The sequence below is a fragment of the Sphingomonas sp. Ant20 genome (assembly GCF_000783375.1).
Classification (GTDB): domain Bacteria; phylum Pseudomonadota; class Alphaproteobacteria; order Sphingomonadales; family Sphingomonadaceae; genus Sphingomonas; species Sphingomonas aerolata.
This window is the reverse complement of the sequence record NZ_JRVI01000202.1, coordinates 1-12,332: the sequence shown is the minus strand read 5'-3', so window position 1 is coordinate 12,332 and position 12,332 is coordinate 1. Positions and strand designations below refer to the sequence as shown.

Here is a 12,332-nt window from a genome sequence, read left to right as displayed (position 1 = left end):
ACCGCGGTCGCGGTCGGCCCGTCGCCCGCGCCCGCACCCTGGAACAGCAGCCGCCCGACGAAATTGCCCTCCGCGACGACCGCGTTCAGCGACCCCGTGACGTGCGCGAGCGGATGGTCGACCGGCACCAGATGCGCATGCACGCGCTGGAACAGCCCGTCCGGCCCGTCCTCCGCCAGCCCGAGCAGCCGCACGCGGTAGCCCAAGGCCGCCGCCTCTGCGATATCCGCGCCCAGCAGGTGCCGGATGCCGCTCGCCGCCACCGTGTCGAACGCCGGCCGTGTCCCGAACGCGATCGAGGCGAGGATCGACAGCTTGTGCGCCGCATCCACCCCGTCGATGTCGAAGCTCGGATCCGCCTCGGCAAAGCCCAGCGCCTGCGCCTCGGCGAGGATCTCGGCGAAATCGCGCCCCTCTGCCTCCATCTTGCTCAGGATGAAATTGCACGTCCCGTTGAGGATGCCGTAGACCCGCCCGATCGCGTTCGCCGCCGCGCCCTCGCGCAGCCCCTTGATCACCGGGATCCCGCCCGCGACCGCCGCCTCGAACTTCAGCGCGACACGCGCCGCTTCCGCCGCGGTCGCCAGCTCATAGCCGTGATGCGCGAGCATCGCCTTGTTCGCAGTCACGAACGACTTGTCCGCGGCGAGCGTCGAGCGTGCGAGCGTCAGCGCGGGGCCGTCCGATCCGCCGATCAGCTCGACGACGACATCGACGTCCGCCTGCTGCGCCAGCGCGGTCGTATCGTCGACCCAGGCGAACCGCGTCAGATCGACACCGCGATCCTTGTAGCGGTCACGCGCCGACACCGCGACGACCTCGATCGCGCGGCCGGCCCGTCTGGCGATCAGCTCGCGGTTCGCGTCGAGCAGCCGGATGACGCCGCCCCCCACGGTTCCCAGGCCCGCCAGTCCCACGCGCAACGCTTCGCTCATCGTCTTCCTTTCGCCAAACCCGCGCGAAGACCTAGGGTTCGGGAAGGATTCCCGCAATCAAGATGACGAATGGCGCCGCGCGCCCTATCTGGTCCCGCATGACCGGCCGCTTCGATCACCTGCCCAACCGCCGCGCGATCGTCGATCGCCGCGCGGTCGCCGACACCATCGCCGCGCTGGACGAGACCGACCCGGTCGCGCTCGGCCGCCAGGCGACGATCCTGCTCAAGGCCGCGCTCGACGCGGGCCGGGTCGAGGTTGCCAAGCGGCTCGCCGAACATCCCAGCCGCGGGCTCGAGGTGTCGAGCGCGCAAGCCTATCTGATCGACCAGCTGCTCCGCCTGCTGTTCGATTTCACCACCACCCGGCTGCACCCCGCGCCCGCCCCCACCCCCCGCGACCGGCTCACGCTGATCGCGGTCGGCGGCTATGGCCGCGGCGAGATGGCGCCGCATTCGGATGTCGATATCGGCTTCCTTACGCCGGGCAAGCAGACCCCGCGGGTCGAGCGCATCATCGAATCGATGCTCTACACGCTCTGGGATCTCGGCCTGAAGCTCGGCCAGTCCAGCCGCTCGCTCGACGAGATGATCCGCCAGGCCAAGGCCGACATCACCGTCCGCACCGCCTTGCTCGAGGCGCGCTACGTCACCGGCGACATGGATCTCTACGAAGAGGCCTCGCGCCGCTTCAAGGTCGAGGTCCAGGCGGATACCGCGCGCGCGTTCATCGCCGACAAGCTCGTCGAGCGCGACCTGCGCCACCGCAAGATGGGCGACACGCGCTATGTCGTCGAACCCAACGTCAAGGAGGGCAAGGGCGGCCTGCGCGATCTCCACGCGCTCTTCTGGATCGGCAAGTATATCTACGACGTCCAGCGTGCGGCGCAGCTCGTCGATGTCGGGCTGTTCACCAAGGCCGAATATCGCCTCTTCCACCGCGCCGACAATTTCTTCCAGGCGGTGCGCTGCCACCTCCACAGCATCACCGGTCGCGCCGAGGACCGGCTGACCTTCGACGTCCAGCGCGAGATCGCCGACCGGATGCGCTTCTCCGACCGCCCGGGCAAGCCGAAGGTCGAGCGCTTCATGCATTTCTACTTTCTCCAGGCGAAGACCGTCGCGACCTCACCGGCGTCTTCCTCGCGCATCTCGACGAGAAGTTCGCCGCGCGCGGCCGCCGCTTCGGGCTGCCGACGATCCGCCGCAGCCCGCGCCGCCTCAACGGCTTCGTCCTCGACCGCGGTCGGCTGGCGCTGCCCGACGACGATTTCTTCCGTGCAAGTCCGGTCCGGCTGATCGAGATCTTCCAGCTCGCCGACCGCAATACGCTCGAGATCCACCCGCTCGCGATGCGCGCGGCCGCCCGCGACGTGAAGCTGGTCGACGACATCCGCGACGATCCGACCGCCAACGCGCTGTTCCTCGACGTGCTCAGCTCGCCGCGCGATCCCGAACTCGTCCTGCGCTGGATGAACGAGACCGGCGTGTTCGGCCGCTTCGTGCCCGATTTCGGCCGCGTCGTCGCGCAGATGCAGTTCGACATGTACCACCACTACACCGTCGACGAACACACGATCCGCGCGCTCGGCCTGCTCGCACGGATCGAGAATGGCGCGTTGAAGGACGACCATCCGCTCGCCAGCGCGATCTTCCGCCAGATCGTCTCGCGCCGCGTCCTCTATGTCGCGGTGCTGCTCCACGACATCGCCAAGGGCCGCGGCGGCGATCATTCGATCCTCGGCGCGGAGGTCGCGCAGCGTCTCTGCCCGCGCTTCGGCCTGTCGCCGGCCGAGACCGAGACCGTCGCCTGGCTCGTCCGCTGGCATCTGCTGATGTCCGCGACCGCGTTCAAGCGCGACCTGTCGGACTTCAAGACGATCCTCGACTTCTGCGACGTGGTGCAGAGCCCCGAGCGACTCCGCCTGCTGCTCGTGCTCACCATCGTCGACATCCGCGCGGTCGGCCCCGGCGTCTGGAACGGCTGGAAGCGGCAATTGCTCGGCGACCTCTATGAATCCGCCGAGGAGGTGCTCCGGCTCGGCCACAAGCAGAAGGGTCGCGCCGAACGCATCGCCGCCAAGCACGAGACGCTCCACGCCGATCTCGGCTGGAGCGACGCCGAGTTCGCCGCGTTCGTCCGCCGCATGCCCGAGGCCTATTGGATCGCCGAGCCCGAGGACGTGCTCGTCCACAATGCGCGCTTCCTCGCGGGCACCGGCGACGCGCAGCTCGCGATCGACGCGCATGTCTATCCCGGCCGCGGCGCGACTCTGGTGACGATCTACGCCGCGGATCATCCCGGGCTCTTCTACCGCATTGCCGGCGCGATCCATGTCGCGGGCGGCAACATCATCGACGCGCGGATCCACACCACGCGCGACGGCATGGCGGTCGACAATTTCCTCGTCCAGGATCCGTTCGGCCGCCCGTTCGACGGCAGCGAACAGCTCGCCCGCCTGAAGACCGCGATCGAGGATGCGCTCGCCAACCGCGGCAAGCTCGCCGACCGCCTCGTCGCCAAGCCGCTCCCGCGCGCGCGCGCCGAGGCGTTCGACATCGTCCCCAACGCGATGATCGACAACCGCGCCTCGAACCGCTTCACCGTGGTCGAGGTCAACGCCCGCGACGGCCCCGCCTTGCTCAACCGGCTCGCCCAGGCGCTCTTCCAGTCGAAGGTGACGATCCACTCCGCGCATGTCGCCACCTATGGCGAACGCGCGGTCGACACCTTCTACATCACCGACCTCACCGGCGACCGCATCACCGCCCCCGCCCGGCTGAAGACCCTCGAACGCCGCCTGCTCGCGGCGGCCGCCGGCAAGCAACTCGACCTCGCCGCCTGATTCTTCGTCATCCTGACGAAAGTCAGGATCCAGAGCCACGAACGTCCCGCTCAGTTATCCTGGATCCTGACTTTCGTCAGGATGACGGCGTGGGTGAGGCGCCACCCCCCCCCCCGCCACAAACGAAAAAAGGCCGGCCCGCTCTCCCGAGCGGACCGGCCTTCCCTAGCGACGTTGAACGATCAGAACCGCGTCCGCACCGTCAGCCCATAGGTCCGCGGCTCGGCGAGGTACGAGGTGAAGATCTGGTTCCCCACCCCGCCAAACGCCTTCACCTGGTCGAGATTGCCCGCGCCCTGGAACGGCGCATTGAACCCGACCTGCTGGTAATCGGTGTCGAGCAGGTTCTGCGCCCACAATTCGACCGCCCATTTCTGCGCCGGCCCGCGGATGCCGATCCGCGCGTTCATCAGGAAGAAGCCGTCCTGCGCCTTCTCGGTGAACAGGTCCGACCCGGTATTATAATCGCTGGTCATGCGGCCATCGATGTAGAAGAGCCCGGTGATCCCCGACGACCCCAGCTCGGGCGTCCACGTCCCCGACGCGGTGACCGTGTGCTTGGGCGCGTTCGACAGCGTGTTACCCGACAGCAGGAACAGCGCGGGGTCGAGTGCCTCGCCCGTCTCCGACCCGACCAGGTTGTTCTTGAAGGTCGTGTCGACATAGGTGTAGCCGAGGCTCACCGCGACGTCGCGGACCGGGAACAGCCCCGCCTCGAGCTCGACGCCCTGCGACCGCACGCCGTATTTCACGTCGCCGGTGCACGCGCCCGTCGCCGCACTCGCATCGCGATCCGCGCCGTTCAGGCTGGTGTCGCACGAGCTGATGTTCTGGACGATGAAGTTGGTGCCGTTGAACGTGTTCAGCTGGAAGTTCTTGAACTCCTGGCGGAAGCCCGCGACGTTGAAGGTGAACTGCGCGGAGGTGAACTTCAGCCCCAGCTCATAGGAGTTGACCGTCTCGGGATCGAACCGCAGCCGGCTCGCGCTCGCATTGGTCGGCGCCGCGAACACGTTCGCGGTCAGGTCCGACCGGTCGAGGTTGTAGCCGCCCGCCTTGTAGCCGCGTGAATAGGACGCATAGAGCAGCGTGTCGGTACGCGGCTTGTACGACACGATCCCCGTGCCGCTGAACTCGCCTTCCTTGAACCCGTCGTTCAGATCGAGCCCGTTCAGCGCCGAGGTCGAATTGCCCGTGCAGGTCAGCGTGACGATCCCGCCGACCAGCGTCTTCAGGCTGGCGGGCACCGCCGCGCTCGCCAGCAGCGGGCTCAGCGCCGCCTGCTGCGCGGGGCAGACGGTGTTGTTGTTGTTGAAATCGGCGTGGAAATCCTTCGCCTCATGCGTGTAGCGAAGCCCGCCGGTGATCGACAGCTTGTCGGTGACCTTGAAGATGTTGTGCGTGAAGAACGCGTAATTCTCGCTGTCCTGATAATAGGTCGACCGCTGATCGCCCAGATTGTTGAGCGTGCTCAACCGGTCGATGCCGCTCAGGATGGTACCGGTCAGCGCGCCGAAGGCGGGCTGCGTGCCCGGAGCCTGTCCGGACAGGACCGCACGTCCCGCCGCGCTGAGGCAGCCCGGATTGGCCGGATTGCGCAGCGCCGCCGCCGGGTTGACCGTCGCGACGATCCGGCACGCGGCGAACGCGCCATATTGCGTCCCGAACTTCAGATTGTCCGCGACGACCAGGTCTTCCTTCGAATAATAGCCGCCGACCAGCCAGTCGAGCTTGTCGTCGAACAGCGACCCGTTCAGCCGGACTTCCTGGCTGAAGGTGTGGAACTGGCGATAGCTGTTGCCGTCGTCCGCACGGTAGCCGATGTCGAGATTGCCGTAATCGATGTCCGCCGCGCCGCCCGACTTGTACTCGCGGTACGCGGTGATCGAGGTCAGCTGCGCAAAGCCGAGGTTCGCGTCGATCTGGCCCGAACCGCCATAATCCTTGGTGATGTTCGAATAGGCGCGGCCCAGCGTGTTGGCGATGCGGCGGTTATACGGGTCGCCCTGGCTCGGGAACACCGCGCCCATGCTCTGCATGACCTGCTGGATGCGGTTGCCCGCGGGGTTGATCGCGAAGTCGCCCGCGACGCCCGGCGTCGGATCGATCTTCTCGCGCGTGTCGATATAGACCGCACCACAGCATTTCTCGTCACGCCGCGTGTAATCGCCGATCAGCCGCACCGACACGTCGCGCTCGGCTCGAACAGCAGCTGCCCGCGCACGAAATAGCGGTTGCGGTCGTTGTAATCGGTCTGGTTGATGACGTCGTAATAATAGCCGTCGCGCTTGCCGAACACGCCGTCGAGCCGGAACGCCAGCTTGTCCTTGATGATCGGCCCGGTCAGCCCGCCCGCGATGCGGATATTGTTGTAATTGCCATAGGTCGCGTCGCCATAGCCGCCGAACTGGTAGGACGGCAGCTTGGTCAGGATGTTGATCGTGCCCGCCGATGCGTTGCGCCCGGCCAGCGTCCCCTGCGGTCCGCGCAGCACCTCGATCCGGTCGACCTCGCCCAGATCGTTGAGCCCCGAACCCGTGCGGCTGCGATAGACGCCGTCGATGAACACCGCGACCGAGCTTTCGAGGCCGGGATTGTCGCCGACCGTGCCGATGCCGCGGATACGCGCCGAGGCGTTCGCCTCCGACCCCGTCGACGAGATCAGCAGCGACGGCGCGAGCTGCGTCATCTGGCGGATGTCGGTCGCACCCGAATTCTGCAGCGCGGCCTGGCCGACCGCGGACACCGCGATCGGCACGTTCGACAGCCGCTCGGAACGCCGGGTCGCGGTGATGACGATGTCGCCTGCGTTGATCGGCTGGGGATTCGCGTTCTCGGCGACCGGAGGCTGCTGCGCATCGACCGACGCGGCGGCGGTACCCGATGTATTTGAGGGTACGGTCTGCGCCTCGGGCTGCGTCGTCGGGACATCCTGTGCGAAGGCCGGCGCCGCGATCGCGATCGTCGCGGCGGCAGACAACAGATATGCGGTCATGCGCATGGGCATCTCTCCTGGCGGCTTCGAATTATTTCGAATTTCCGGTTTGGTCAGGAGGTAATTGGAATTTTCATGCAGCGTCCACCGATTTCCGTATGCGGAAGTAACTTTCCGGTCGCTGTGTCGCACTTCCGCAACACCGAGCAATAACACCGCGTGATAGCCCCGAAATCGATGCATCGCGCACGGGCGGTTCGACCGCGGCGATTGACGCTACGGAAAGGGTCATGGTGACCTGCACCCCAACGCAAACGCCCACCGCCCCGAACAGGGGGCCGATGGGCCGGGTCGCTATCGTCGTATCGCGTCCCGCATCGTGGGCCGCGTCGTCACGCCGTTACTTGGGCGCGAGCACCATCAGCATCTGACGGCCTTCCATGCGCGGATACGCCTCGATCTTGGCGATCTCCGCGACGTCGTCCTGCACGCGCTTCAACAGGTTCATGCCAAGCTGGCCATGGCTCAGCTCGCGGCCACGGAAGCGCAGCGTGATCTTGACCTTGTCGCCCTCGCCGATGAAGTCGTTTACCTTCTTCATCTTCGTGTCGTAATCATGGTCGTCGATGTTCGGACGCATCTTGATCTCCTTGATCTCCTGCGTCTTCTGCGACTTGCGTGCGAGGTTCGCCTTCTTCTGCGCCTCGTACTTGAACTTGCCGACATCGAGGAACTTGGCGACGGGCGGATCGGCGTTGGGCGAGACCTCAACCAGGTCCAGACCATGCTCGGCCGCCTGCTCGATCGCTTCGCGCGTGTACATCACGCCCAGATTCTCGCCCTCGTGATCGATCACGCGGACCTTCTGGCTCTGGATGAATTCGTTGAATCGCGGGCCGTTCATCGCGGGCGTCTGCATGGGCCGGCGCATCGTGGGAGGACGTATGGGGGTTGCTCCTGTTGTTTCTGACGAAGTATTTGGGCCGGCTTATAGCGCAGAAAGCTCTGCGCGGAAAGCCGGCCTCGTCCATCACATATCGGGAGCGCGCGCCTCGATCGCAAGGCGTGCCACCGCCTCGTCGAGCGACAGCATCTCCTGCCCCTGGCTGCCCAGCCGGCGAATCGCGACCGTCGCCTCGTCCGCCTCGCGCTTGCCGACCACGAACAGCACCGGCACCTTGGCCAGGCTGTGCTCGCGCACCTTGTAGTTGATCTTCTCGTTGCGCAGGTCGGTCTCGACGCGGATCCCCGCCTTGCGCAGCGCGGCGACGACACTGTGCGCATAGTCGTCCGCATCCGACACGATCGTCGCGACCACCACCTGCACCGGCGCCAGCCACAGCGGGAAGCGCCCGGCATGATGCTCGATCAATATGCCGATGAACCGCTCGAACGTGCCCAGAATCGCGCGGTGGAGCATCACCGGCCGGTGCCGCTCGCCATCCGCGCCGACATAGGACGCGTCGAGTCGCTCGGGCAGCACGCGGTCCGACTGGATCGTGCCGACCTGCCACGTCCGCCCGATCGCATCGGTCAGGTGGAATTCGAGCTTGGGCGCATAGAACGCGCCCTCGCCCGGCAGCTCCTCGAAATTCGCCTTGATCGTGTCGCTCAGCGTCGACTGCATCACCGCCTCGCGCAGCTCGGCCTCCGCCTTGTCCCACATCGCGTCGTCGCCGAACCGCTTCTCGGGCCGCAGCGCGAGCTTCACCGCATAATCCTCGAAGCCCAGATGCTTGTACACGCTGTCGAGCAGCTCGCAGAACTTGCGCACCTCCTCGACCAGCTGGTCCTCGCGCACGAAGATATGCGCGTCGTCCTGCGTGAACTGGCGGACGCGCATGATCCCGTGCAGCGCGCCATGCGGCTCGTTGCGGTGGCAGCAGCCGAACTCCGCCATCCGGATCGGCAGGTCGCGATACGACTTGATCCCCTGCTTGAAGATCAGGACGTGCGCCGGGCAGTTCATCGGCTTGAGCGCCATCAGGTCGCCCTCGCCCGACAGGACCGCGCCCTCGTCTTCCACATTGGGGATCTCGTCGGGCACCACGAACATGTTCTCGCGATACTTGCCCCAGTGGCCCGACTGCTCCCACTGCTTGGCGTCCATCAGCTGCGGCGTCTTCACCTCGGCATAGTCCGCAGCATCGAGCCGCCGGCGCATATACGCCTCCAGCTGGCGCCACAGCACGAAGCCGTTGGGATGCCAGAACACCGACCCCTGCGCCTCGGACTGGAGGTGGAACAGGTCCATCTCCTGCCCGATCTTCCGATGATCGCGCTTGGCGGCTTCCTCCAGCCGGAACAGGTGCTGGTCGAGCTGCTTCTTGTTGAGCCAGCCGGTGCCGTAGATGCGGCTGAGCATCGCGTTCTTCTGGTCACCGCGCCAATAGGCACCGCTCACGCGCGTCAGCTTGAACGCGGCGGGATCGAGCTTGCCGGTCGATACCATGTGCGGCCCGCGGCACATGTCGAGCCACTCGCCCTGGCGATAGATGGTCAGCTCCTCGCCCTCGGGCAGTTCGGCGGCCCATTCGGCCTTGAACGTCTCGCCCTGCTCGGTCCACCGGTCGATCAGCTGCTGGCGGCTCCAGACCTCGCGCAGGAACGGCTCGTTCCGCGCGATGATCGCCCGCATCTCCGCCTCGATCGCGGGCAGGTCCTCGTCGGTGAACGGCCGGTCCTTCGGCGCGAAGTCGTAATAGAAGCCGTCATCGGTCGCCGGCCCGAACGTGATCTGAGTCCCCGGGAACAGGTGCTGCACCGCTTCGGCCATCACATGCGCCAGGTCATGCCGCACCAGCTCGAGCGCATCCGCCTCGTCGCGCGCGGTGACGAGCGCCAGCTGCGTATCCCCCTCGAACGGCCGCCCGAGATCCCGCACCTGCCCATCGATCCGCGCCGCCAGCGCCGCCTTGGCAAGCCCCGGCCCGATCGCCGCGGCAACATCCGCGGGCGTAGTCCCGGGCGCAACCTCGCGGACGGAACCGTCGGGAAGCGTAATGCGGAACATGGCAGACATGAGGAACTTTCTCGTGATGGAAGAGCGGCGCTTATGCCGTCGCCCAGCCGATATAGGCAACCCGCCACGCACCGACACCCCACGAACCGCCCCCATGTTCCCCGGCGAAGGCCGGGGCCCGGTTGGGAAACGTCGCCGACAAAGGACCGCGCCCAGTTACGCCGACCTCACCACCTGGACCCCGGCCTCCGCCGGGGAACCACCCCCGTCATCCTGACGAACGTCAGGACCCAGAGCCACGCCGCGCGCGCCGCGACCCCAGCACACCGCAATATCCCCCGCGACCACCCCCAAACTCCACCCCCGGCGAAGGCCGGGGCCCAGTTGGGAAACGTCGCCGACAAAAGACCGCGCTCAGTTACGCCGACCTCACCAACTGGACCCCGGCCTCCGCGGGGTGGAAGCAATCTGCCCCCTCACCCCACCCCAAACGGCACCACATGGTTCCCCTGCGTGTGCCCCACCTCGGCCCGCCCCAGATACGGCACCCCCATGTCCCGCGCCCAGCGCACCATCATGTAATCCAGCGTCTCCCCCCAGGCCGGCTCGTTCGCCTGCACCGCAGTGACCGCCCCCAGCCTGAGCCCGGCAATCCCCTTCAGCTGCGTCGCGTTCGCCACTTTGAACAGCATCCGGTCGATCGCATACATCGGCTCCGACACCTCCTCGACGATCAGCACGTGGTCGGTCAGGTCGGGCAGCCACGGCGTCCCGATCAGCGACGTCAGGATCGAAAGGTTGAACGCCGCCGAGGGCTGCCCCCCGAGCCCCGGCTCGAGTCCCGAGCGATTCCCCCGCGCCATCCACCCCAGCGACCGCGCCACCGTCGCCTCGCCGTCATGCCGGTTGATGTCGCTCACCATCGGCCCGTGCGCCACCCGCCCGATCCGCCGCGCGTAGAGCGCCCCCAGCAGGAACCCGACATCCGAATAGCCCAGATACGTCTTGTGCCGTGCCGCGCGCCCCAGCTCGGGCATCACCATCTGCAGGATCCGGTTCGCGCCATAGCCCCCGCGCAAAAACCAGATCGCGTCGAACGCCGGATCATTGGCGTATTCGAGAAACGCCGCCGCCCGCGCGAAATCCGACCCCGCGAAATGCCCGTCGGTCGCGGTGCATTGCGGATGGAACACCAATTCGACCTCGGGAAACGCGCGCGCCGCATAGGCGGTGACCACGGGGATAGCCGAGGGATTGGTCCGGCTCGACGCGGCGAGAACACCGATGCGCATGGTTCGTCCTGTCTTGCCCCGTTACGCAACCGCCGATAGCGCGAGCACATGGATATCACCAACCCCTCCGACCAGACCGCCGCCGACCAGCCCGCCTATTTCTTCATCGGCATCGGCGGGTCGGGGATGATGCCGCTCGCGATGATCCTCGCGGGCCGCGGCGCGACCGTCGCGGGCTCGGACCGCAATCTCGACCAGGGCCGCGTCCCCGCCAAGTTCGACGACCTCGCCGCCAAGGGCGTCGCGCTCTTCCCGCAGGACGGCAGCGGCATCGTCTCCGCGGACCAGCACGTCGTCGCCTCCGCCGCGATCGAGCCGACCGTGCCCGACATGATCGCCGCCGCCGCGCTCGGCTGCCCGCGCGCCACCCGCGCCGAGCTGCTCGCCTCCCTGTTCAACGACAGCCGCCTGCCGATCGGTGTCGCCGGCACCAGCGGCAAGTCGACCGTCACCGGCATGATCGGCTGGATCCTCCACACCACCGGCCGCGACCCGACCGTGATGAACGGCGCGGTGATGAAGAACTTCGCATCCCCCGACGCCCCCTTCGCCAGCGCGCTGGTCGGAGCCGGCGACAGCTTCGTCAGCGAAGTCGACGAAAGCGACGGCTCGATCGCGCATTACGCGCCGAAGATCGCCGTCCTCAACAATGTCAGCCTCGACCACAAGTCGCTCGACGAACTCCGCGCGCTCTTCGGCACCTTCATCGCCAAGGCCGAGACCGCGGTCGTCAACGCCAACGATCCCGACGCCGCCGCGCTCGCCGCCCGCCTCCCCCGCGGCCAGGTCACCACCTTCGCGATCGACGCGTCGGCCGACCTCCGCGCCGAGAATCTCGCCCCTGAACCCTTCGCGATTGGCTTCGACCTCGTCTCGCGCGGCGTCCGCACGCGCGTGAAGCTCGCCGTCCCCGGCCGCCACAACGTCGCGAACGCGCTCGCCGCGATCGGCGCGGCGATGGCCGCCGACGTGTCGCTGCCCGACGCGGTCAAGGCACTCGCGAGCTTCACCGGCCTGCGCCGCCGCTTCGATCTGGTCGGCACGGCAAACGGCGTCGCGGTGATCGACGATTTCGGCCACAACCCCGACAAGATCGCCGCGACGCTCGATACGCTCCACGCCTTTCCCGGCCGCCTGCTGATCCTCTTCCAGCCGCACGGCTATGGTCCCTTGAAGGTCATGGGCACCGAACTCGTTGCCACCTTCGTCGAGCGCATGGCGCCCGAAGACCTGCTCGTCCTCCCCCGACCCGGCCTATTATGGCGGCACCGTCACCCGCGAGGTCACCAGCGCCGACATCGTCGCCCGGATCGCCGCGGAGGGCCGCGACGCCCGCCACATCGCCGACCGCGCCGGCGCACGC

The 12,332-nt window shown here is 67.2% G+C and carries 4 protein-coding genes and 3 pseudogenes; 2 read left to right on the top strand and 5 right to left on the bottom strand.

The window, feature by feature from the left end:
* On the bottom strand, nucleotides 1-935 hold a 935-nt coding region (locus NI18_RS18175), incomplete at its 3' end, for a homoserine dehydrogenase (protein ID WP_037532018.1).
* Between the two features lie 98 nt (nucleotides 936-1,033).
* Here NI18_RS18175 and NI18_RS18170 point away from each other — a divergent pair.
* A pseudogene (locus NI18_RS18170) lies at nucleotides 1,034-3,780 on the top strand ([protein-PII] uridylyltransferase).
* A gap of 182 nt (nucleotides 3,781-3,962) precedes the next feature.
* Here the strand turns inward: NI18_RS18170 and NI18_RS18165 are convergent.
* The 4 genes and pseudogenes from NI18_RS18165 to NI18_RS18150 all read right to left on the bottom strand — a co-directional run bounded on the left by NI18_RS18165 (nucleotide 3,963) and on the right by NI18_RS18150 (nucleotide 10,969).
* A pseudogene (locus NI18_RS18165) lies at nucleotides 3,963-6,781 on the bottom strand (TonB-dependent receptor).
* 334 nt (nucleotides 6,782-7,115) lie between these two features.
* Nucleotides 7,116-7,646, bottom strand: a complete 531-nt coding sequence (infC, locus tag NI18_RS18160) for a translation initiation factor IF-3 (protein ID WP_031396176.1) — start codon at nucleotides 7,644-7,646, stop codon at nucleotides 7,116-7,118.
* 99 nt (nucleotides 7,647-7,745) lie between these two features.
* Complete coding sequence (gene thrS / locus NI18_RS18155) at nucleotides 7,746-9,737, bottom strand: threonine--tRNA ligase (protein ID WP_031396175.1); 1,992 nt, start codon at nucleotides 9,735-9,737, stop codon at nucleotides 7,746-7,748.
* A 416-nt stretch (nucleotides 9,738-10,153) separates the two neighbouring features.
* Complete coding sequence (locus tag NI18_RS18150; RefSeq protein WP_037532016.1) at nucleotides 10,154-10,969, bottom strand: LD-carboxypeptidase; 816 nt, start codon at nucleotides 10,967-10,969, stop codon at nucleotides 10,154-10,156.
* Between the two features lie 48 nt (nucleotides 10,970-11,017).
* On the opposite strand from NI18_RS18150, the pseudogene NI18_RS18145 reads away from it, so the two are divergent.
* Nucleotides 11,018-12,332 (top strand): annotated as a pseudogene (locus NI18_RS18145) (Mur ligase family protein); the annotation flags it as partial.